Raw genomic sequence first — 22,279 nt, 5'->3', positions numbered from 1 at the left:
CCGAACCAGGCCTGGATCCGTAGCCCAGCCAAGACGGAACCCCCCGGCTCGTTGGACGGGCATGGGGGGAAGCGGCAGGGTTCCTCCCCTCGGTTCCCCCGCCGGCGGGATGGAAGCCCGCCGCTCCGAGTCGGACCGGTTCGCCGGAATCCCCGCAGGCGCTGATCGATCGACCTCCCTGACTTCTGATCGCTGGAAAAGGCGCTTGAGCCATTTCATGCCTTGGCCCTTCTCCTATCCGGCGAGGGTTTACCTCATCCCATGAAGGAATCGCGGACCGATGCTTACTCCCCGAACAGGGTGGGGCTGCTTAATCAAGACTTAACGCGTAAACTCGATAGTCCATGGAAGTGACAAAGAGAATCCCCTCCCACCACTCCGGGGCGGAGACGATCGGACCGCCGGTCTGGAAGGACCAGAGGGCCTTCCCGTTGCGCGCATCCATCCCATACAGGCAGCCATCGGTTGCTCCCACGATGACCCGGCCTTCCCGCACCAAGGGAGGAGCATTGACCTGCCCACCGGTCTGGAATCGCCAGACCGGATTCCCCGTCCGGGCATTCAAGGCATAGAGAAAGCCATCCGCCGATCCCACATAGATCACGCCTTCCGAGACCACGGGGGAGGAAAGCACCGGCTTCCCGGTTCGGAATCGCCAGATCGCCCATCCGGTCCGGGCATCCAGTGCATACACGTGCCAGTCCCACGATCCTACCACGACCAGCTCTTCGTCCACCCAGGGCGAGGCGGTTACCCCCCGACGGGCCACGAACTGCCAACGAAGACGACCCTGGAGATCCAGGGCATACACCCCGCCATCCTCGCTGCCGATCACCAGCGTCTCCCCATACAGACCAGCCGATGACCGGATCGGGGCGCTCCAGGTCGTCTTCCAGACCACCCGGCCGCTATCCAGATCCACCGCGTAGAAAATTCCATCATCGGCGCCCAGGAAGGCCAGGCCGGCGGCGATCCGCGGCGTCGTATAGATCGGCCCGCCCAGCTCCAGCGCCCATAGAAGCTCACCATCCTTCGCGCGCAGGGCGTAGAGCCGGTGGTCCAGCGAGCCCACCACCACCCGATCGGAGGCGACCGCCACAGCGCCGCCGATGCCGCCCTCCGTCGCGAACTTCCAGAGGAGCCTTCCATCCTCCGCCGAGATGGCATATACGTTGTGATCATAAGAGGTCACGAAGACGATCCCCCCCGCGACCACCGGGCGGGAACGGATCTCATCCTCACAGACGAAGGTCCACTTCACCCGATACGGCGCGCTCCTGGATGGAACTGCCCGAGGGGCCATGGAATGCGCAGACGTCCGCATCCCCATCGCCGCCAGCAATGCCTGTTTCATCTCCAGGGCCGATTGGAACCGGCGCTCCGGATCGTATTCCAGGGCACGCATGACCACCTGGGCGATGGCCTCCGGGACCGCCGGGTTGATCCGACGAATCGGGCGCTCGTGGAAAGAGAACGGGGGCTCCAGGCGCGGATCCTGACGCGTCAGCAGGTGATGCAAGGTGGCCCCCAGGGCATAGATGTCCGTGCGGGGATCGGCCACGCCCCGATATTGCTCCGGCGGACTATAGCCCTCTGTCCCAATCATTGTCCCCCGCTGCCCGACCTGGAACACCTTGGCGATCCCGAAATCCACCAGGAACACCCGCCCATAGGAATCCACCATAATGTTGGAGGGCTTGAGATCCCGGAAGATGATGGGCGGCTGCTGGGAATGAAGATAGTGGAGCACATCGCAGATCTGGAGCGCCCAGTTCACCACATCCTCCACCGGCAGCATCCCCTCCGTGTGCCGCAGGAGGGTCTCCAGATCCTGTCCTGGGATATACTCCATGACGAGGTAGCTGCGCTCGCCTTCTACAAAGTAATCGTAAATCTTGGGGATGGCGGGATGGCTGAGGGTGGCCAGGAGGGCCGCTTCCCGCTCAAAGCTCTGCTGCGCCAGCGCCCGCATCCGGGGATCTGGGATGTGGCTGATCATCTCTTTGATCGCACAGAGACGGCGCACCGGGGAGAAGCGAAGATCCAGGGCCAGATAGACGGTGCTCATCCCTCCTGTGCCGAGCACCCGTTCAATGCGGTATCGTCCCTGCAGGACCTCGCCCGCTCTCAGAAGGGAAGGGGTTTGTATGGGACCCAGCCGCTGGGTTTCCATAAGGTTCGCCTCTTCCCGGAGTCCTGCATTCCATCGAGTTTCCTTTGATCATACCGCTATCGTTAAGGTTCCCTGACCTTACTTTGGTCATCGCCCCCCGCGCCCGCCCGCGGGCCCTGGGGGGAGGGACAGGGTTTTGGCCATGCGGTTATGGGAAGTCGTGCGTCATTATGATCCGGCACTGCTGGCGGAGATCCTCCATCGGCAGGGCTGGCCCGTGGAGGGGATGCCCGTTGTCGGTGACGATCTGGTGGGTCGGCTCGGCGATCGGGATCGCCTTATGGCGCTCTGGGCTCAACTCCCGCCAGAGGGTCACGCCCTGATCGAAGGGCTGCGCCGAGCTGGAGGCGCCATGCCAGCTCTGGCCTTTTTGATTTTATATGAGATCACGTGTGGCGGCACGCCAAGGATCCCTTTCGAAACCCTCGCAATCCATCTCGCCGCCTCCGGCCTGATCTACTGGCACTCTGCTGGCCGCCCCATCCGCTCCCCGCTTCCCCAAGGGGAGGCCATTCTGCCGGTTGAGGTGGCCGAAGCGCTTCCCTCTCCTGAGCCGCTGGCACCTTCCCGAGTGATCCCGGCTTCCCCTATGCGGTTGGGACGGGATCTGGGACGCTTCGGCCGCTTCCTGCGACGGTTCCCCGAAATCACTCTGACCCGTGAAGGACGTCTGCCCATCCGCTGGGTGCGGCAACTACAGCGGTGGCTGGGACAGGAGGAGCCCGCTCAGGAATCCACCTATCTCGCTTTCCTTCAGCAACTGCTGGAGCGAATGGGCGTGCTTCGAACGCATGGAGCGACGCTGATGCTGGATCTGCGGCATCCGTTTTGGGAGCAAGGAGCGCTTGATCGGGCCCTGGCCGCCTTCCGCGTGTGGAAAGGTGAAGAACCCGAGGATCTCCCAAACCACGGGATGCTCTCTCCGGGTTCCCTGCGCGCTCGCCTGGAACAGGCGCTGCGTCAGGAGCCCGGATCCTGGATTCCCCTTCCTCGCCTGCTCGCCGTGATCTTCCCGGAGCGGCCGACCCGGCTCCCGGAACCCCTTTCCCCGGCGGGCCGGGAGATGGCCGCCCGGCTGAAGGCCTGGCTGGTTACGGACACCCTGTGGCCACTGCACTGGCTGGGCCTTCTGGATTGGGGAAATACAGACGGCCGATGGGAGGCAGTGCGCCTTACACCCTTCGGCGCATGGATGCTGGGCGTGGGGGAGCCGGTCTCCCTCCCCGAGGAAAGGGGTCGCCTGGTCGTCCAGCCGGATTTCCGCATCCTGGTCTTCGAGCCGGTGCCGGAATCCATCCTCGCCGCGCTGGAGGCCTTTGCGGATCCCAGCCCCGGAGATCCCATATCCGTGTATCAGATCTCCCGGGAGGCCATCTACCGCGGACTTCAGCAGGGATGGGACATCCCGCGGATCATCCGCTTTCTGGAAGGGATCAGCGGCGAGCCCCTGCCCTCTAACGTCCGGCGGTCCCTGGAGGACTGGCACCGGCGGTTTCACCAGATTCGGATCTACCGTCGGGTGACCGTGATCCGGACCATGGGCGAACCGCTCCCCCGGGGGCCTCGCCTCCGCCCGCTGGGGGATTCCCTCGGGTGGACGGAAGAGTCGCTTCCGAATCTGGAAGCCCCGTGGCGTCTCCAGGGGATCCGCCCCTGGGTCACCAGGTTCCGACCGGAGGACCTGCGCCACCAGGTGATCGCCGAGCCTCCGGGGATCCTCCGCTGGACCGGCCCGTTCCCGCACCCCGGAGTGGAGCGTCTGCTCGAGCCGTTCACCGAACGCATTCCGGAAGGGTTTCGAATCACCGAGGCTTCTCTGCGCGCCGGGCGGGCGGCCGGCCTGACCCTTCCCCAGATCCTGCAACGGCTGCAGCTAGTTCACCGCGGCCCTCTGCCGGCTTGGCTGCTGGCCCGCCTCCTGACGTGGAGCGAGCATCCGCCCCGCGCGCGCTGGGAGCCGGTCATCCTACTGCGGATGGACCGTCCAGAGATCCTGGAGGCCCTATGGAACGAGCCAGAGCTCGCCCCGTGGATCCGCCTGCTGGATGCTCATACCCTGATGGTGCGAGCCGATCATGCCCATGCCCTGAAAGCCTGGCTGGAAGCCATCGGGGTCTCCGTGGAGGAAGTGGGATCTCCCTAGCGGGCTGCCCCCTCCCACCATCCGATTGCCCGCAGATGTCGGGGATACCAGTTCTTGAGATGCCCTCGCTCGGCGCGGGCCCAGCCCAACGGAAACCCCTCCAGGGCGATCAGCACCCAGCCCGCCTCCCACGGCCCCTCCAGCGGATGTCCCTGCAGATAGGCAGGGACCCGGGGATCCTCCAGGGCCAGATCCAGGGCCTGATGAACCTCTTCCGGGCGCAGGGCCATCGCCAGGGCATGGTCCGGTTCGAACCGATCTTTCCGCAACCGGCCCAACCACCATCCGGGCCGTAGCACCCGAAGCCCTCGCCATAATGCGGAGGCCATGGGTGTCCAGTAGATCTGATCCTCCCGCAGAATCAAACCGCTGTCCGGAAGCGGTCGGGCGATGGTGGCTTCCCAGAACGCCTTCAGAGCCCGCCGGGCGCGGCCCGGGAGATCGCCTTCAGGCTTCGGCCGATGGGGACGCTCCTCCCCGGCGCGCCGGAAAAGGGCATAGAAGTGCCCATGGCCTGGGCCGCGATGGGGCCACAGCCGCACCGTCCGGGCCAGCCGAGGATCGCCCCCTGCGATCCACTCCGGCCGTCCCCGATCGAAGGCCGGATGGCGCGGCGGATCCACCAGGTCGAAATCCCGATGCGCTTTCAGAAACGCATCCGCCACCCCTTCGTTCTCCTCCGGAGCGAAGGTACAGGTCGCATAGAGCAGCCAGCCCCCGGGGCGCACCATCCGAGCGGCCTCGAACAGGATCGCCTTCTGAAGGGCAGCCGAGCGGCGCACCCGATCCACGCTCCAGGCCCGGATCGCCTCCGGATCCCGGGCGAACATCCCCTCGCCGGAACAGGGTGCATCCACCAGCACGCGATCGAACAGCCCTTCCCACCGATCGGCCAGGCGCTGAGGGGACTCATTGGTCAGGATGGCGGAGATGACCCCCAGGCGCTCCACGTTCAGCGCCAGGATCGAGGCCCGCCGAGGCTGGATCTCGTTGGCCACAAGGACCCCGGTGTTGCGCATCCGCGCGGCGATGTGGGTGGTCTTCCCGCCAGGGGCTGCCGCCAGATCCAGCACCCACTCCCCTGGCTGAGGATCCAGTAGGACCGCCGCCGCCATCGCCGAGGGATCCTGCAGGTAATACAGCCCGGCCGCGTGATACGGATGAAGGCCTGGACGGGCCTCCGGATCCTCGATGACGAAGCCTTCCGGACACCATGGGACCGGTGAAAGGGGGAAGGGAGAGCGGGCCTGGAACGCCGCCGGATCGATCTTCAAGGTATTCACGCGAAGGCCGGCGCGATAGGGGCCAGCCAGCGCTTGGAGAAAGATCTCCGCCTCCGGCCCCAGCCAGGCCAGCATGCGCTCCACAAAGCGCTCTGGAAAGGGCTCCACACGATGATGCTCCATGGCCTCCCAGCCCCCGGGACTTCTCCTGTTCATGGAAGCTCGGGGCAACCCCTATTCGGAACGCATCCCTGACCCCCTCTGTTGCCACGCTACCGTTATAACCTGGATTGTGCAGGACGAGGAAAGCCGTCGTATAATGCGCCGGAGGGAGGAAAGGGAATGGATGAGCATTCGATGGAATCTCTCATCGAACATGCGGAGCTTCCGCCGGAACCGATGCGGGAGCGGAGCGTCCACCCCCTGTTGACTTTCCTGCGCGAATGGATCGAGACCGCGCTGATCGTGCTGGTGGCCATGGCGCTGGTGAACACCGCCACCGCCCGTTTCCGCATCGAAGGCTCCAGCATGGAGCCGAATCTGCACGATGGGGAATACGTGCTGATCAGCAAGGTCAGCTACTGGTTCAGCCAGCCCCGTCGGGGAGATGTAGTGGTCTTCCGCTTCCCCCACGATCCTTCCCGGGATTTCATCAAGCGCGTCATCGGCCTCCCCGGGGAGACCGTAGCCATCCGGGACGGCAAGGTATTCATCGACGGCCGTCCCCTGGAGGAGCCCTACATCCGGGGCCCCATGGTTTACACCTACGGGCCCGTGACCCTCGGGCCAGATGAGTATTTCGTCCTGGGCGACAACCGGAACGCCTCGAATGATTCTCATAACTGGGGAACCCTTCCCCGCTCGGCCATTATCGGGAAGGCCTGGCTGATCTACTGGCCCCCTTCCCAATGGGGATGGATCCGGAACCCTTTCGAAGGAGAGACACCATGAACGTCCGCACAGCCTGGACCCGGGAGGCGCTGGCAGCGCGGATCGATCACACGCTGCTCCGCCCGGAGGCCACGCCGGGGGACATCGATCGGCTGTGCGAGGAAGCCCTGCGCTACGGCTGCGCGGCGGTGTGTGTGAATCCGATTTACGTGGCGCGGGCTGCCGCCCGGCTGGCTGGAACGCCAGTGAAGGTGGCGACAGTGGTAGGATTCCCTCTGGGCGCCAGCCTCACCGCGATCAAGGTCGCCGAAGCGACCCTGGCCCTCAGCCAGGGTGCCCGGGAGATCGATATGGTCCTCCCCATCGGCCTGCTCAAAGCGGGGGAGATCGACGCTGTCCGGGCGGACCTGCAGGCGGTGGCCGCGGTGTGCCATGCGGCCGGCGCCCTCTGCAAGGTGATTCTGGAGACCGGATGGTTAACTCCAGAGGAAAAAGTTCTGGCCGCCCGCCTGACGGTGGAGGCAGGCGCGGATTTTGTGAAGACCTCCACTGGCTTCGGGCCGGGCGGCGCCACGGTAGAAGATGTCGCCCTGCTCCGCCGGGTGGTGGGCCCCACCTTCGGCGTGAAGGCCGCGGGGGGGATCCGGACGGCGGAGCAGGCCATCGCGATGCTGGAAGCCGGAGCCAGCCGCCTGGGAACCAGCGCCACCGTCGCGATCCTGGAAGCGCTGCCGTCCGTTTTCCTCCCAGGGGACGAGAGCCCAAAGGCATGAGCCCAGCGCTCCCGGAGGCTCCCATGTGGCCGTGCCCGAACTGCCGGATCGGTTATATGCGGCCACGTCGGATCCCTTACGCCGGCTATCACGGGGATCTCTTCATCGTGGTGCCGAACATGCCCGCTTACATCTGTGATGTATGTGGGAACCGGCAATACGATGAGGAGGCCCTGATGCAGCTGATCCCGCTGATCGGCCCCCGGAGGGAGAGCGGGCGGGCCCAGGATCTCGGCTCCGAGCCGATGGATCGACCCCCGGGGCCGGAATGGGGAACCCATCGCCGTCCCGCCTGAAAGCCGGGAGGCCATCAGGCTCCCCCATTGTCCCGCGAGCGCGTTTCAGGACCGAGAAGGCCGCTGACGGGAAAGATGGGGGAAGCAGGACAAGGACAAAAGGGCGGCTTCCATCCTGCCTCCTCCACGCTCCCAAATCCAGCGAGGCGCCATGATGGCAACAGGAAGGACCCGGACCATGGATCCCTCCCAGGAGACACTGGAGTTCTGGATCCTCCGCTTCCTGGATGCGTGGGTGGTGGCGGAGGCCGTCTCCGCCTCCACCCTGAAGGCCTATCGTTACACTCTTTCCTCCCTTGCCCGCTTCCTGAACAGCCGCGGGATCTCGCAGTGGACAGAGGCGCACCCCTCGCTCCTGGAAGCCTTCCTCCAGGAGGCAACAGCCCAGCGCGGATGGACCCCCAGCACGTGGAATCAAAAGGTCGCCGCCCTTCGGGCATTTTTTCGCTTCCTGGAAAGCGAAGGGATGATCCGGGAGAACCCGGCCCTCCTCCTTCGATGGCACTCCCCCCGACGGCGGATCCGTCTTCCCCTCTCGATGGATCAACGTCAACGCTTGTGGGAGACGGCCGAGGCCCTCCCAGAGACCCCCCTTGGGTTGCGGGATCGTCTGATCGTGGCCCTCATCGGCCACCTGGGATTGCGGGCCGGGCAGGCCGTGGCCCTGATGGTGGAGGATGTGGATCTGAGGGGGGGACGCCTGCGGATCCCCGGGCGCCGCGGCCCTCGCTGGCTCGAGCTGTCGGAAATCGTCGCCCGCTGCCTCCAGCGCTATCTGGACGCCAGCCGCCCGGCCCTGATCCGCGACCCCGCGATCCGGACGCTACTGCTGAATCACCGGGGAGAACCGCTGACCCGCTATGGGCTGTGGCGGGCGATCAAGGTCCTGGCGCTGCGGGCTGGGCTTTCCCTTTCGATCTCCCCGGAACGCCTGCGGCAGCCGCCGGGCCTTCCGCTCTCAACGAACGATCAACTTCCCCTCCCTGGGGGAAGGCTTTCGCATTCCGGATAGGCCAGCTGCCTCCCTTCCGGCGATGAACGGATGGACCCGTCGAGCTTTTCTGCTGCGGTTGCTTCCCGCGGCGCTGGGCGGATGGCTGAGCGCGTGTCGGGCTGTTCTACGGTCGGATCGGACCCCCACGCCGGTGCCTCCCACGCCCACTCCCCTGCCCTCTCCGGCTGAGATCGTCACGGCCGCGCTGGAGGCGCTACGGCGGGAGGATCCGGACGCCCTGTGGGCTCTTCTGACTCCGGCTTCCCAAGCCGCCCTGTCCCGGGAGGAGCTTCGCGCCATGTGGCGGGATACGCTGAACACGGTCGGTGTCCAGACCGTGGAGATTGAGCCCCTTGCCCTGATCTGGGAAGGGGAAACCGCTCAGGCCCGCTATCGGATCCGCTGGAAGACGGCCCTGTTCGGCGATCTGGAGGCGGAGGGGAGCCTGGTGCTCCGGCTGCTTCCTGGGGGGTGGCGGGTCGTGTGGCGGGATGCGCTGCTCTGGCCCGCGCTGGAGGAGGGAGAGCGATTCCAGGTGGAATACATCATCCCGGAGCGGGCGAATCTTTATGACCGCGAGGGCCAGAGCCTGGCCGTGCAAGGGGAGTGGGTGGAGATCGGCGTGGTGCCCGGGCAAATCGCCGATGAGGGGCTCCTGCTGCAACGGCTCGCCCGGGCGACTGGGCTCCCAGTGGAAACCATCCGATCCCGCTATGCCTCCGGCCGTCCGGACTGGTATATGCCGATCCTAACGCTGCCCGCGGATCGCCTGGCGCCCTTCGCCGCGGATCTGGAGGCGACCCCCGGGGTGGTGCTGCGTCCCCGGAGCGGCCGGATCTACGCCGGCGTCGCGCCGCAGACTGTCGGGATCGTGGGGAAGATCCCGGCCGAAGAACTGGAGGCCTGGCGGCGCCGAGGATATCGAGGGGACGAATGGGTCGGACGGATGGGGCTGGAAGCGTGGGGAGAGCCCTATCTCGCGGGGATCCACGGGGGGCGCCTCTTCATCCAGCCCGCCAGAACGGAGAACGCCGCTCCTCGGCTCATCGCCGAGCGCCCCTTCGTCCCCGGCCGCTCCATTACCACCACCCTCAAGCGGGGCTTTCAGGCCCAAGTGGAGGAGATCTTCGGGGATCGAACGGGGGCTGTTGTGGTGATGGACCCCCGCAATGGAGATCTCTTGGCCCTTGTCAGCGGTCCAGGTTTCGATCCCAACGCCCTGCTCGGGCCGAACAGCCCACTTCCCTCGCCTGGCGCGTTTTTGAATCGGGCCACCCAGGGCCTGTATCCCCCAGGCTCGATCTTCAAGATCGTGATGATGGCGGCCGCCCTCACCCACGGGTTCACCGCGGGCAGCACCTTTCAGGATCCGGGATACTGGGATGGCCTGGGGCCAGGCTACCGGAAATGGTGCTGGCTTCGGAGCGGGCACGGCTTAGTGGACCTTCCCACGGCATTAACTGTCTCCTGCAACGTTGCGTTCTATCAGATCGGGTTTGCCCTTTACCAGCAAGATCCCGATATCGTCCCGCGGATGGCGCGGGCCTTCGGGCTGGGGGTACCGACGGGCATTCGGGGTGTGCCGGAGGAGGCTGGGCTGGTTCCCGATGCGGCCTGGCGCACGCAACAGGGCGGCCGCCCCTGGTCGGTGGGGGACGCCGTAAACATGGCCATCGGCCAGAGCGACCTTCTGGTCACCCCTTTGCAGATCGCCCGGATGCTGGCGGCAGTGGCCAATGGGGGGATCCTCTACCGGCCCCGGCTGGTGCTTCGAATCGGCCCGGCGCCTGGGCAACCCGAGGAGACATTCCCGCCAGAGGCGCAGGGGCGACTGCCGATCTCCGAGGAGGCGTTGGCCGTGATCCGCCAGGGGCTCCTCGGCGTCACCACCCACCCACGGGGAACCGCAACCTGGGTCTTCCGGGGGATGCCGTTTCCGGTCGCTGGGAAGACCGGAACGGCGGAGACGATCCCCGGGCGGCCGCCCCACGCGTGGTTTGCATGCTATGCGCCGGCGGGCCAGCCGGAGCTGGTGGTCGTGGTGGTGGTGGAGCACGGCGGCCAGGGCTCGGCCGTCGCGGCCCCCATGGCCCGCCAGATCCTGGAGGCTTACTATGGCCTCCCCCGCACCCCCCTCCCCTTGCCACCGGCCCAGGCGGATCGATAGGAGGGGTCCCCGGCTTAGGCGATCCCGGATGGATCGACGGGCGGGAAGCCCATCGGGAACCAGAAGCGCTCCGCCGGGGCGCCCTTCCCGACCCGCAACGCATAGGCCCGGATGCGCTCCAGGATCTCCTCCTCGGCCGCGAAGAAGATCGGCCACTGGGAGCGATAGGCCCGAATCGCCCGCGCTTTGACCTCCAGATCTTCATCCGCCAGCTCCACGCTATGGGGCAAGGCTCCGGGAAGGCCGGAGAATCCCTCCCACTCCGCGTAGGGGAAATCCTCATAAAACCCCCGCAGAACCCCTGGGCGCTCCCAGCTTTCCACAGCCATCCGGACCAGGCGATGATCGACGTGGCCACCCAGGGCCAGGGGGGCAAGCAGCAGATCTCCCGCCTTCCATGAAAGGGCGGCCAGCGCTTCCTGAATGCGTTCGATCCAGATCGCATCGTCCGGATGCGGGGCGCGGAACAGATCCTCCCGGCCCCGACAGAGGGGCTGGCCCTGAGCATCTCGACGGTAGATTGTATCCGGGAACGGCCAGTGGATCGGGATCGCCTGAAGGAGGGCCATGGCGTCCTGATCCTCCGCCCGCCGCATGGCCATCGCGTTCTCCCTGCCTCCCCAAAGCTCATGCAGGGCCTGCGCAAAAGGAGGCAACGGGAGAACCGGATCCCCGGCGAAGACCGTGATCACCTCCACCGGGTGGCCCTCCCGGCGCAACCGATGAAGGGTCCCCCCACAAGAGAGCGCCGCGTCATCCAGATGCGGGGAGAGGACCCGGATCCGTATTTCCGGCTTGACAAAGGGAAAAGCCCGTGGCATATTTCCACCTTGCCTGAAAGGGATGAAGGGGTTCCCCGAAGATCCTCCACCCTGTTTCCTTCGGGAGGAAACACCGATGGCGAAGGCCACCAAAAAAACCCAGCAGGAAGAAAAGAAGGTCGAGCCGATCGTCGACGTGATCACCCGGCGGATCTGCTACCGTTGCGGCCAGCCTATCCGGCTGAGCGAGCTGCTTCCGGTCAAGGATGGGATGCGAAACCGGATGCGTTATTATCACAAGAAGTGCTTTGCGTAAGATTCCGAGCCGTATCCCTTCGAGGATCGCGAGGGCAAGGGAACGCCATTCCCCTCCAGAATTCACCTGCCTGGGTTCGGGATCCCTTCAGTGGGCTCGGCCCTTGTGGCTTTCAAGCATAACACGGGCCCACCCGGAAGTTCGAGGAGGCGAGGGTCTCCGGAAGAGGCCCTGGGCGGGGAAAGTCATACGCTGCCCGCCGGCGGCATTTATCCTAAGAGAGCGGCGCTCGCTCCTTCAGCAGGTGTCGGATCACCGCCTCCGGATCGGGGAAGGGCCCTTCCGTCCCCTCCACCTGCGCCGTGACAATCCCCAAGAGGGGGAGATCGGCGGGTTTCTCTTCCACATCCTGCAGCGGGTAGAAATACGGCAACGCGCTCTTCAGGCGGGCGATCGCCTGCGGGGCGACGGCGCGGACTTGATGACGGCTCCCGATGAGGATGAACCATCCTTCTCCTACATGGCCAAGGAAGAAAGCATCCCCGTTTTCATGATTGATGCCGCTGAGCAAAAGGCCCACCGCGCGGATGGCGTCATCCCGGGCCACAAATCCATAGCGCTCTCCGAAGGCCTCTAGCCCGTGCAAGCCGATCAACAAAGCGCCCCAGTCGGATTGCCCCAGCTGCTCCCTCAGATGATCCAGGATCAGCGGACGGCCCGGCAGCCCGGTGAGGCTGTCCATTGCGGGCTCTGCCCGGGATCGGCGCAGGATGTTCTGAACGTGCGCCCGCAGCTCCTGAAGGCTGAAAGGCTTCGGGATGTAATCGTAGGCGCCCATCTCCAGGCCCGTCAGGCGGCTTTCCCGCTCCCGCTTCTCCGTCAGGAAGATCACCGGGATCTCCCGGGTGCGTCGATGGGCGCGCAGCTGCCGGAAGACCTCAAACCCATCGATATCCGGCAGCCGGATATCCAGCACGATGAGATCGATCGGATGCGCCTGGGCCATCGACAGCGCCTCCTCCCCGGAGGCGGCGGTGAACACCTGATAGCCCTGGGCCCGGAAGTACGTCTCCAGCAGGCTGGCGGTCTCCAGCTCATCCTCGACAATCAGCAGCGTCGCGGCTCTGCTCATCCTCACCCCCGCGCCGAGAGGCGTCATGCCCTGCCATAGCTTCCCTCAACCGATCGGCTCCTTGTAAATCGCGAAAGAGCAGGTGTCATCCCCCATCGCAATACAGGAGATCTCCTCTACCCGGAACTCCTTCCCCCCGCTGACCCAGCGCAGGCCCTCCTGAAGCAGGCCGATGGCCGCGTAACAGACCGGGCGATCGGTTTTGCGCCCCCAGCACACCGGACACCGCTCGATCACGTAGATGAAACGATCGGCCTCCTCGGTGACATAGCTCTTCTGATCACTGAACTGGGTGAAAATGCCGGCCATCGCCGGAAGACCGATTTTCAACTTGGCCTGGAGGGGCAGCACACGGAAGGCCAGGTCGCTGACGCCCGCCAGGGCCCCGAAGCCCTGAAGGCCCCGGGCGAAGGAGGCGCGCCCGCCCCGCAGGGCCAGCCCTCTGCCCCCACGGGGACCATACATCTCTTCCAGCGCCTGATTGATGGCCGCGAAATCCGCAAAATCGAATCCCCGCTCCAGATTGTCCGGCGGGTAGTTATCAATGAGATGAGGAAGACGGGCCAGGTTCAAAACCGCATTGAGGCCGTTCTTCCCCATCACCTCCTCCAGAGCCTCCAGGAAAATCCGCGCGATCTTGTTGGGATAATACAGGCCGCTTTTCCGCTGGCTCAAGGCATTGCCTCCCCATCGGAAAAATGAGATTCACGACGGGATGTAAGGAAAACGCCCTCGGGCCGTAGATCCTTCCCATGGGCCTTCCGGACGTCCAGGGGTCAGGAAGCCAGGATCCGGGCCAGATCCTCCGCAGCCCGACGCATATCCAGGAATAGCAACCCCAGCTTGGCCTGGGGTCGGGCCAGCACGGTGAGCACGGCTTCCTCGCCCACCGCCATCAGCACAACATAGCCGCGCTCCCCGCGGATGTAAACCTGATCCAGCGCCCCGCGGCCCAGCTCGCTGGCGATCCGCTCGCCCAGGGAAAGCATGGCGGCCGACATGGCCGACACGCGGTCTTCTTCCACATCGGCAGGAAGCGCAGAGGCCATAATCAATCCATCGAGGCTGACCACCGCAGAGGCCTCGATATCCGGCGTGCTGGCCTGGAGCTCCTTCAGGCGCTCGATCATTCGCTCGGTGCGCGTCCGGGCCATCGCGGACCCCAGGAGGTGAGCAGAATGAATGGCAAGTGGTTTCCCAACCTATCACAGGTGGGCAGGTTTGTCAAACCCTGAGAGCGGGAAGAAAAAAATCCTTCGAAGCTCCACCATGGGCGATGGAAGACGGTGATTCCAAGCGTCTTGCTTCCCTTCCAGACAGTCCGGCAGCCGGATTAGCTGCGAAAGAGCGAGAGCATCAGGGTTAGAGCTCCTATGCCCGCGCAGTAGACGGCAAAGGGTCGGAGCGATCGCCGTCGGACCATTTTCATCAGGCTCCAGATCGCCAGGTAACCGGAAAGCGCCGCGCTGAGAAAACCGATCAGGATAGGGGTCATCGCCTCGGGGGAAAGCCCGATCCGGTAAAGATCCCCCAGCGCCACCAGACCGGCTCCCAAGAGGGCGGGTATGCTGAGCAGGAAACTGAACCGCGCAGCCTCCGGGCGAAGGAACCCCCGCCCCAACCCGGCGGCCATGGTGGCCCCCGATCGAGAGATCCCCGGCAGCAGGGCAAGAGCCTGGGCAAACCCAATCACCAGCGCATCTCCCGCCGTCATCTGCCCCAGATCCCGTTCCTTCCGCCCCCAATGCTCCCCCAGCCACAACAGACCGGCCGTGCCGAACAACAGAGCCCCAACCAGGACCGGCTGAAGGAAAACCGCCTCGATCGATCGTTGGAGGAGCCTCCCCAGGATCCCGGCCGGGACCGTGGCCAGGAGGATCCATCCGCCCAGGCGGCCCTCCGGGGTAGCAAACGGGACACCTTTGCGAAGGCCCGCCCATCCGCCTGCCAGGATCGCCCACAGATCATGGCGGAAATAGATCAGGACCGGGACCAGGGTGCCCCAATGCACGAGCACGTCGAAGGAGAAGACCAGCCGCTCGTCGCTCCGCCAGCCCAGCAGCCATGGCACCAGGACCAGATGGGCAGAGCTGCTGACAGGAAGATATTCGGTTAACCCCTGAATGATCCCCAGTACCAGCGCTTGAAACCCGGTCATCGAGATCCTCCTTGCGCCCGTTGTCCGCGGACTGGTGCCCCTCCTCCGTGGAGAGCCTCCACCGTCCGCCGAGATCGGAGCACTCTTTCATAGACCTCCACCGTTCGTTCCGCCGCCTCCGCCCAGCGGAACCGGGCCGCCTGTCGAAGGCCCCTTTCCCGAAGACGCGCCCGAAGCGTCGCATCGGAAAGCACAGCGGCCAGGGCAGCGGCCCAGGCCTCCGGGCGATCCGGGGGCACCTGGAGGCCTGCTTCCCCCACGATCTCCGGAAGCGATGAGGTGTCCGAGACCACCACGGGCGTCCCGCAGGCCATCGCCTCCAGCGGTGGAAGGCCGAAGCCCTCATATAGGGAGGGAAAGGCGAAAACCACGGCCGCGGAATACAGAGCCGGAAGGTCGTCATCCGGCACATAACCCAGGAAGCGAACCCGTCCCTCCAACCCCAGATTCCGCAGGGCCCGGAAGGTGCCCCTCGTGAGCCACCCACGCCTCCCCGCCACCACTAAGCCCAGATCCGGCCAGCGTTCCAGCATGATTCGATAAGCCGCGAACAGCGTCGGGAGATTCTTCCGGGGCTCGATCGTCCCCACATAGAGGATAAAGCGATCCGGCAAACGATACCGGGCACGGATGGCCGCGATGGCCTCCGGCGGCGCCGGGCGGAAACGGGGATCCACCCCTTCATAGATTACTATGATCCGATCCTCCGGAACGCGATACCAGCGGATGGCATCCCATCGGGTACACTCGGAGACGGCAATGATGGCGTCGGCGCGCCGCAGGAAGCGGGGCATCATCAGGGTGAGGAACCACCGGTTCAACGGCATGTGGGTTTCCGGATACAGCCGGAAAATCAGGTCGTGCAAGGTGAACACAGCGGGGAGCGCACGGAAGGGAGGGAGGAGATGATCCGTTGCGTGGAACAGACGCGCCGGACCAATGAGGGCGTCCATCGGGAGACGGAAGAGATCGGCCAGCATCACCCGGAGACGCCATGGCTTCGCCGGCAGCGGGCAGGGGCGGGCCGGGAGGGTGTCCAGGGGCGGGAAGAGATCCGCACGACCTGCGTCGTGGTAGAAGATGGCGAGATCGCCGGGCAGCAGGGGGGCCAGCGCCTTCACCAGCTCGGCGGCATAACGGCCCAGCCCGGCCCGATGGTGGACCGCGGGGGAGACATCCACGACGATGGGAGTCATCCCCCCGCCTCCTGGAGCATCGCCCGGATGCGGGCTTCGATCATATCGAGGGCCACCGTATTGAAGCCCTCCTCCGGAATGATGATATCCGCATAGCACTTGCTGGGCTCGACGAACTCCAGATGCATGAGGCAGACCGTGGAAAGATACTGTTGGATCACCGATTCCATGGTGCGCCCGCGCTCGGCGATATCCCGTTGCAGGCGCCGGATGAACCGGATATCCGGGTCGCCATCCACGTAGATCTTGATATCAAACATGGCCCGCAGCGCCTTCTCCCCGAACACCAGAATCCCCTCCACCCGGGTCACAGGGCCGGGCTCCACCCGCCGGGTGTGGGGCGCTGGCGTGTCGGTCGTGAAATCGTAAATCGGGACCTCTGCGGGACGCCCATTTAGCAGCTCCTTCAGGTGCTGGATCAGAAGATCTGTATCCAGGCTGTCTGGGTGATCATAGTTCATCCGGGCCCGCTCTTCCAGGGAAGGTGGCTCTGATCCTTATAGTAGCTATCCTGTTGGATCAGGGCGATGTGCTCCGGGCCGATGCGCCGCACAATGGCCTCGGCCACGGTGGTTTTGCCGGAGCCTGTTCCTCCCGCGATTCCAATCACGACCGGTCGCTTGAACTTTGCCATCGCCATGGCCCTATCCACAGGACGGAGACCGCTGGGACGCTCCTTCAGGAGGACAAAAGGGTCCCTCCTGGGGAGCCCAAGATGCTCCGGGGCCAACCCAACCCTTAGGGTCCCACCCGGAGACCCAGTGCGTAATTGTAAACCCGAGTGGATGGCCTTTTCCTCCCGCAACCCGGACTATGAAAGGGAGGAAAACGGTTCGGGGTTGGGAGGCGCCATGGGTGGCCCCTAATCCCCGGACCCCGATGTCGAAGGGGCAGACCGACGCGCTCATCACCCAGCCGATCCCTCCCCAACCCTATCCGCCCACCGGAAACGGCCGGATCACAAGCCGCCCCCATGGACCCCCATCCCCGGGATTCCGGAGCACAGGAGGTGGGGGATGGTTCGGTGGCTTCAGGCGTGGCTGTGGCTGCGGGAGAAGGGACAGGGGCTGGTGGAGTATGCCCTGATCCTGGTGCTCATCGCCGTCGTGGTCATCGTCATCCTCAGCTTGCTGGGCACTCAGGTTAGCACGGTGTTCTCCCAGATCGCCAGCGCCCTGAGTGGATCGTAAAGCCTAGCCCTGGCTCCAATTCGCACTTCGGGGGAGATCCGCCCATCCTCAGTCCACCGAATCCCTATCCCCAGGACCAAAGTCCTATCCCGGAGAGAGGGTCCTTCGCTAGTCTATAAGTCAGAAACATTTAACTCAACGGAGGTGGGGGATGGTTCGGTGGCTTCAGGCGTGGCTGTGGCTGCGGGAGAAGGGACAGGGGCTGGTGGAGTATGCCCTGATCCTGGTGCTCATCGCCGTCGTGGTCATCGTCATCCTCAGCTTGCTGGGCACTCAGGTCAGCACGGTGTTCTCCCGGATCTACAGCGCCCTGGGTGGAAAGTGAGCGCCCTCAACGCCTTGAGTGGATCGTAAGCTCCTTTCCCCCTCCAGCCTCGCCGGGGTCCTATTGGGAACCGCCCGATAGGACCCCGGCGCTTTTTGTAGCTTCCGTAGCATCCTGGGTCTTGCTTTGCATCCTGCTCTCCCATCCTCTTCCTCATCTTGCTTGGAGAAGACCGCCTGAATTATTGTGGACAAGAAGGCCTATGGGTCTAAAGATCCTCTTTTCCGCTCCACAAGGCGGGAGGGCACGGGACATCCCATGCGCCTCGCAACAGCCTATCGATTCCTGGAAGGCACCCAGAACGTCGATGGGGGATGGGGCTACCGCCCGCGCGGTCGTTCTCTGGTCGAACCCACTGCGGCTGTCCTCCTCGCCCTGGCAGATGTTCCAGAAAGCCCTTCGCGCTCACCGGCGCGGGCATGGCTGGAACGGGCCCAGCGGCCGGATGGAGGATGGGGAATGGTTCCCGACGATTCTGAAAGCGACTGGGGTACCGCCTGGGCGGTCCTCGCGCTGGCCCGCCTGGATCCCCACATCCCCATGATTGCCCGGGGGATCCAATGGCTGCGAGACATTCCGAGCATCCGGATCCACGTGGATGAGCTGACCACCGAGGTGCGCCGCATGCTGCGGATCGATCCCGCGTTACGTGGGTGGCCCTGGCGGCCTGGCGAGGCCGCCTGGGTGGAACCCACAGCGCTGGCCCTGCTGGCCATGCATGCGGCTTCAATCATCGAGGCGCACCGAGATCGCGTGGAGGAGGCGATCCGTTACCTAATTGATCGACGCTGTCAGGGAGGGGGATGGAATTTCGGCAATCCGTTCATGCTCGGGTCTTACCTCCCACCTCGTCCCCACCCCACGGCATGGGTCCTTCTCGCTTTGAAGGCCATCGCCCCGGACGCCATTCGATCGGAGGACGTAGAAGCGCTTCGCGCCGGAATGCGCCAGGATGGGGGAACCATGGCGCTAGCCCTTGGGCACATGGCGCTCACGGCGCTGGGGGTCGAGGATCATGAGGTCCTGCAAGGCCTCCTCGCTCGGCAGGATCCGGACGGGAGCTGGGAGGGAAACCCCTATGTGACCGCGCTAAGCGTGTTGGCGCTACAGGGAGGCTGGCCATGGCTGCGCCGCGACTGACCCGACGGGCCTTCCTGCGTCTGATGCTCATCGCCGGCATCGGGGGCGGGCTGGCCTTCGCCGAGCACCGGACCCAGCCGGTGGGCCTGCGGCAGTTCCTAACCTGGCTGCTGCGGGGCTGGCGGCGGCGGATGGAGCCGCCGACGACGGTGGCCCTGGGGGCTTCCCTCTCTTACGATGAGGCGCTGCTGCGGGATGCCCTGATGGTGCTGTGGGACGAGGCGGGCATGCCCGATGTGACCGGGAAGCGGGTGCTGGTGAAGCCGAACCTCATCGAGTGGATCGAGGGGCGGCCCCTGGTCACCGCCCCGGAGGTGGTCGGAGCGGTGATTGATGGACTGCGCGCCCGCGGGGCGGCGGAGATCGTAGTGGGCGAGGGACCAGGGTTCCGGCGGGACGCTGGGCCAGTAGTGACCCAGAGCGGCCTGGCGGATGTCCTGGCCCGACGGGATGTCCCCTTTATCGATCTCAACTATGACGACCCGCAGCCGGTCCTTCCGCGGGACGGCTGGTTCCCGGGCCAATCGCGGTTATGGCTCCCCCGCCATGTCGTCGAGGCCGATCTGATCGTCTCTGTCGCCAAACTCAAGACCCATCACTGGGCCGGCGTCACCCTGAGCCTGAAGAACCTGTTCGGGGTCGTTCCGGGGATCCGCTACGGCTGGCCGAAGAACATGCTGCACGTCAACGGCATCACCCCCAGCATCCTGGGGTTAAAGCAAACGCTGCCGCCGGTGGTGAGCGTGATCGACGGCATCATCGGGATGGAAGGCGATGGCCCGCTGTTCGGGACGCCGGTGCCCCACGGCGTGCTGGCCGTGGGGAAGGACCCGCTGGCTGTGGATGTGGTAGGCACCCGGCTGATGGGCTTCGACCCGGAGGAGATCGAGCATCTCGCCCTGGGGATCTGGGCCGGGATCGGCCAGGGGGTTCACATCGAGGTGCGAGGCGCCTCCATCGAGAGCTTGCGCCGTCGGTATCGGCGACCGCCGAAATAGAGGCGCCGAGACGTTGCAGCGGCCGAGGGGACATTCCTATGATCGGCATCTGGGCGCTGCTGCTGATCCTGACCCGCATGGAGGCCGCGTGGCTCTCCCCACTCCGTCCGCTTACTTCCCTGGAGCACGCGCTGCCGGCCTGGCCGCCCATTGCCCCCTTTCCCCTCTGGTTGGAGCGGGTCCTGATCGCGCCATGGGCTCGGTGGGACGCCCACTGGTATGCCCGGATCGCGACGGAGGGTTATCGCGCGGGAGACGGCACCACGCAGTTCTACCCCCTTTACCCGCTGCTGGCCATGCCGCTGGTCCGACTCGGCCTCCCCCCGATGGTGGCCCTCACGCTGATCAGCCTCGCCGCCGGCCTGGGAGCGGTCCTGCTCTTCGAGGGCATGGCCCGTCGGGAGATGGAACCAGCCCAGGCGCGACGGGCGACGCTGACCTTCATGCTGTTCCCGACCGGCTTCGTGCTCTTCGCCCCCTATTCCGAGGCCCTCTTTCTGTTTTTCGCCATCGGGAGCATCGGCGCGGCCCGGGAGCGGCGCTGGGGACTCGCCGGCCTTCTGGCTGCCCTGGCGGCCCTCACGCGCCCTCCGGGGATCTTCCTCCTCCTCCCCCTCGCGTGGTCCCTCCGGGAGGCCGGGGGCCGCCTCCGAGATACAGGGTTTCTGCTCCTCCCCCTGCTGGCCCTGGGGGGATGGTCCCTGGCGCGGATCACCGCGATCGATGGCCTTTCCCTGACAGAACACGGGTTCAACTCGTATCTCTATGCCCTGCTCCTCTCGCCTCATGCGAATCAGGTGGTCACCCGCCAGGCCTTCCTGTGGCCGTGGGAGGCCATGGGACGGGCGCTGGGGAAACTCGTTCGGGAGCCTGATGTCGATCTGGTCCTCAACCTGATCCTGGCTGCGGGGTTCGTGGCTCTCACCCTCCGGGCCTGGCGGTGGATGGATAGGGGGGAACGCCTTTACACCCTGGCGGTCACCCTCACAGCCTTCAGTTACCATACCGGGCCCGTCCATCCCTATATGGGATTGCCCCGCCACCTCTGGATCGCCTTCCCGACCTTCCTGGCTCTGGGACGCATCCGCTCCCGCTGGCTGAGCCTCCTCCCAGCTCTGCAGATGCCGGCATTCTTTTTCATCATCATTCCTTACGTGCTCGAAGCATGGGTTCCATAACGCGTCTACGGATCCCACCCATATCCCGGCTGGTTCTGGCCGTGCACCTGGGCCTCGCCCTGGGATACATCGGGCTGGCCCTCATGGCTTTTGCACGGGGGGAGACATGGCGGGCGGATTTCACCGCGCATTACACCGGTGCCCGTATGGTGTGGGAAGGTCAGGGAGCCGCACTGTATAACCGAGAAGCCCAGGCCCAACGTCAGCAGGAACTGTTAGGCGGTCGTTATCTCTATGATGGCCTTCTCCCCTATATTCGTCCTCCTTTCGTCGCCATTGCCCTGAGCCCACTGGCCACCCTGTCGCTGGAAGAAGCTTTTGCCATCTGGACCCTTTTCAATCTGCTGCTCTGGGCCGGTTTCCTGTGGGATCTGAGCCGGTGGGCCCGGCCGTGGGGCGCGGCGGCCCGCGCTTTCACCGTGAGCGCCGTGGCGGCCCTACCCGGCGTTCTCTTCACGCTGCTGCTGGGGACCTTCACCATCTGGAGCCTGGCGACCCTCTGGGCCTTCTACCGGGCCCTGCGTAGGGGTCGGGAGGAATGGGCGGGCTTCTTCCTGGCTCTGGCGAGCGCGCATCCTCAGGCGGCGCTGTTCCCGGCCCTGCTGCTGGTTGCGGCGCGGCGCTGGAAAGCTCTGGCGGTCTTCCTGGCTTCGGGCCTGTGGCTCGCCATAGCCTCAGCTGCGATCCTGGGCGTCGGGATCTGGATGGATTACCTGCGAGTGCTGAGAGAGGTGGCCATAACCTTCGGGCGACATGGGATCAATCCCGAAGTCATGATTAACCTGAAAGGCATGCTCGCCCGGATTTACCCTCCCATTGGGGGAGATAGGGGGATGTGGATCAACGGGCTTTCGGCCCTCGGTCTGGCCATCGGGGCCTTCGCCACGGTTATGCTCTGGCGAAGGCCATGGCGCCCAGGGAAGCCGGATTTCGACCTCCGGTTCGGCGTCACCTTCGCCATGGGCCTTTTCCTTTCCCCCCATGCGAATCCTCAGGATGGCCTGCTGATCGCCCTGCCGGGGGTTCTCGTTTATCGCTTCCTGCAGATCCCATCGAGGGCGCGGCCCATGATGAGGCAGGCCTTTGAATGGATCGCGATCGCCTTCCCCGGTCTGTGGCTGGCGGAGCGATTCATCATAGGGTCGAACATGAGCGTTCCCTTCGGGACCATTGCATTGATCGTCACCGGTTTCTGGCTGGGATCAAGAGGCAACATGGAGTAGCCTATATGCCATCCGATTGTCACCGGGCAGGAACGACTGCCCCCTCTGCTGGGGAACTTCGG

21 protein-coding genes and 1 pseudogene are annotated in these 22,279 nt (G+C 65.2%); 13 read left to right on the top strand and 9 right to left on the bottom strand.

What is annotated here, in order from left to right:
* Window positions 1-310: 310 nt before the first annotated feature.
* Window positions 311-2,173, bottom strand: a complete 1,863-nt coding sequence (locus ACFMO3_RS08740; RefSeq protein WP_376790026.1) for a PQQ-binding-like beta-propeller repeat protein — start codon at window positions 2,171-2,173, stop codon at window positions 311-313.
* Window positions 2,174-2,315: 142 nt separating this feature from the next.
* On the opposite strand from ACFMO3_RS08740, the gene ACFMO3_RS08735 reads away from it, so the two are divergent.
* Window positions 2,316-4,316 carry a helicase-associated domain-containing protein gene (locus ACFMO3_RS08735; RefSeq protein WP_376790109.1) on the top strand — a complete coding sequence of 667 codons (2,001 nt, stop codon included), beginning with the start codon at window positions 2,316-2,318 and terminating at the stop codon, window positions 4,314-4,316.
* Here ACFMO3_RS08735 and ACFMO3_RS08730 read toward each other — a convergent pair.
* Entirely contained in the window at window positions 4,313-5,722 is a 1,410-nt protein-coding gene (locus ACFMO3_RS08730; RefSeq protein WP_376790025.1) for an RsmB/NOP family class I SAM-dependent RNA methyltransferase, read from the bottom strand. The two genes, ACFMO3_RS08735 and ACFMO3_RS08730, sit on opposite strands and share 4 nt — an antisense overlap.
* Window positions 5,723-5,881: 159 nt before the next feature.
* Here ACFMO3_RS08730 and lepB point away from each other — a divergent pair, with 159 nt between their 5' ends.
* The 5 genes from lepB to ACFMO3_RS08705 all read left to right on the top strand — a co-directional run bounded on the left by lepB (window position 5,882) and on the right by ACFMO3_RS08705 (window position 10,660).
* Window positions 5,882-6,490, top strand: coding sequence for a signal peptidase I (gene lepB / locus ACFMO3_RS08725; protein WP_376790024.1), 609 nt, complete (start codon window positions 5,882-5,884; stop codon window positions 6,488-6,490).
* Window positions 6,487-7,203: a deoxyribose-phosphate aldolase gene (gene deoC, locus ACFMO3_RS08720; protein ID WP_376790023.1), complete on the top strand. Its 717-nt coding sequence runs from the start codon at window positions 6,487-6,489 to the stop codon at window positions 7,201-7,203. Before lepB ends, deoC begins: the two co-directional genes overlap by 4 nt.
* A gap of 23 nt (window positions 7,204-7,226) precedes the next feature.
* Window positions 7,227-7,499 carry a YgiT-type zinc finger protein gene (locus tag ACFMO3_RS08715; protein ID WP_376790022.1) on the top strand — a complete coding sequence of 91 codons (273 nt, stop codon included), beginning with the start codon at window positions 7,227-7,229 and terminating at the stop codon, window positions 7,497-7,499.
* A 178-nt stretch (window positions 7,500-7,677) separates the two neighbouring features.
* A complete protein-coding gene (locus ACFMO3_RS08710) occupies window positions 7,678-8,511 on the top strand; it encodes a tyrosine-type recombinase/integrase (RefSeq protein ID WP_376790021.1) in 834 nt (277 codons plus the stop codon).
* 22 nt (window positions 8,512-8,533) lie between these two features.
* Entirely contained in the window at window positions 8,534-10,660 is a 2,127-nt protein-coding gene (locus ACFMO3_RS08705) for a penicillin-binding transpeptidase domain-containing protein (RefSeq protein ID WP_376790020.1), read from the top strand.
* Window positions 10,661-10,674: 14 nt separating this feature from the next.
* Here ACFMO3_RS08705 and ACFMO3_RS08700 read toward each other — a convergent pair whose 3' ends face one another.
* Window positions 10,675-11,481 (bottom strand): PIG-L deacetylase family protein, encoded by an 807-nt coding sequence (locus tag ACFMO3_RS08700; protein ID WP_376790019.1) that lies wholly within the window; start codon window positions 11,479-11,481, stop codon window positions 10,675-10,677.
* Window positions 11,482-11,557: 76 nt separating this feature from the next.
* Between ACFMO3_RS08700 and ACFMO3_RS08695 the strand changes: the two genes are divergently transcribed.
* Window positions 11,558-11,737 carry a hypothetical protein gene (locus ACFMO3_RS08695; protein WP_322800545.1) on the top strand — a complete coding sequence of 60 codons (180 nt, stop codon included), beginning with the start codon at window positions 11,558-11,560 and terminating at the stop codon, window positions 11,735-11,737.
* 214 nt (window positions 11,738-11,951) lie between these two features.
* Here ACFMO3_RS08695 and ACFMO3_RS08690 read toward each other — a convergent pair whose 3' ends face one another.
* The 6 genes and pseudogenes from ACFMO3_RS08690 to udk all read right to left on the bottom strand — a co-directional run bounded on the left by ACFMO3_RS08690 (window position 11,952) and on the right by udk (window position 16,797).
* Entirely contained in the window at window positions 11,952-12,809 is an 858-nt protein-coding gene (locus ACFMO3_RS08690) for a response regulator (RefSeq protein ID WP_376790018.1), read from the bottom strand.
* A gap of 45 nt (window positions 12,810-12,854) precedes the next feature.
* A complete protein-coding gene (locus ACFMO3_RS08685) occupies window positions 12,855-13,484 on the bottom strand; it encodes a V4R domain-containing protein (RefSeq protein WP_376790017.1) in 630 nt (209 codons plus the stop codon).
* Between the two features lie 101 nt (window positions 13,485-13,585).
* Window positions 13,586-13,963 carry a roadblock/LC7 domain-containing protein gene (locus ACFMO3_RS08680; RefSeq protein WP_322800542.1) on the bottom strand — a complete coding sequence of 126 codons (378 nt, stop codon included), beginning with the start codon at window positions 13,961-13,963 and terminating at the stop codon, window positions 13,586-13,588.
* 179 nt (window positions 13,964-14,142) lie between these two features.
* Window positions 14,143-14,967, bottom strand: a complete 825-nt coding sequence (locus tag ACFMO3_RS08675; RefSeq protein ID WP_376790016.1) for an undecaprenyl-diphosphate phosphatase — start codon at window positions 14,965-14,967, stop codon at window positions 14,143-14,145.
* Complete coding sequence (locus ACFMO3_RS08670; RefSeq protein WP_376790015.1) at window positions 14,964-16,163, bottom strand: glycosyltransferase family 4 protein; 1,200 nt, start codon at window positions 16,161-16,163, stop codon at window positions 14,964-14,966. Before ACFMO3_RS08670 ends, ACFMO3_RS08675 begins: the two co-directional genes overlap by 4 nt.
* Window positions 16,160-16,797 (bottom strand): annotated as a pseudogene (gene udk / locus ACFMO3_RS08665) (uridine kinase). The gene ACFMO3_RS08670 and the pseudogene udk overlap by 4 nt, the downstream one beginning before the upstream one ends.
* Before the next feature lie 382 nt (window positions 16,798-17,179).
* Between udk and ACFMO3_RS08660 the strand changes: the two are divergent.
* The 6 genes from ACFMO3_RS08660 to ACFMO3_RS08635 all read left to right on the top strand — a co-directional run bounded on the left by ACFMO3_RS08660 (window position 17,180) and on the right by ACFMO3_RS08635 (window position 22,217).
* A complete protein-coding gene (locus ACFMO3_RS08660; RefSeq protein WP_376790014.1) occupies window positions 17,180-17,353 on the top strand; it encodes a Flp family type IVb pilin in 174 nt (57 codons plus the stop codon).
* Between the two features lie 151 nt (window positions 17,354-17,504).
* The gene (locus ACFMO3_RS08655; protein WP_376790013.1) at window positions 17,505-17,678 is read left to right on the top strand and encodes a Flp family type IVb pilin; all 174 of its coding nucleotides are present in this window, start codon (window positions 17,505-17,507) and stop codon (window positions 17,676-17,678) included.
* A gap of 258 nt (window positions 17,679-17,936) precedes the next feature.
* Entirely contained in the window at window positions 17,937-18,818 is an 882-nt protein-coding gene (locus tag ACFMO3_RS08650; protein WP_376790012.1) for a prenyltransferase/squalene oxidase repeat-containing protein, read from the top strand.
* The gene (locus ACFMO3_RS08645; protein ID WP_376790011.1) at window positions 18,800-19,816 is read left to right on the top strand and encodes a DUF362 domain-containing protein; all 1,017 of its coding nucleotides are present in this window, start codon (window positions 18,800-18,802) and stop codon (window positions 19,814-19,816) included. The genes ACFMO3_RS08650 and ACFMO3_RS08645 overlap by 19 nt, the downstream gene beginning before the upstream one ends.
* A 38-nt stretch (window positions 19,817-19,854) precedes the next feature.
* On the top strand, window positions 19,855-20,994 hold the full coding sequence (locus tag ACFMO3_RS08640; RefSeq protein WP_376790010.1) for a mannosyltransferase family protein: 1,140 nt from the start codon (window positions 19,855-19,857) through the stop codon (window positions 20,992-20,994).
* On the top strand, window positions 20,982-22,217 hold the full coding sequence (locus ACFMO3_RS08635) for a glycosyltransferase family 87 protein (protein WP_376790009.1): 1,236 nt from the start codon (window positions 20,982-20,984) through the stop codon (window positions 22,215-22,217). The genes ACFMO3_RS08640 and ACFMO3_RS08635 overlap by 13 nt, the downstream gene beginning before the upstream one ends.
* Window positions 22,218-22,279: the final 62 nt, after the last annotated feature.

Source organism: Thermoflexus sp., assembly GCF_042408815.1.
GTDB lineage: Bacteria > Chloroflexota > Anaerolineae > Thermoflexales > Thermoflexaceae > Thermoflexus.
The sequence above is the reverse complement of the archived record's forward strand: the minus strand, read 5'-3'. Positions and strand labels throughout refer to the sequence as shown.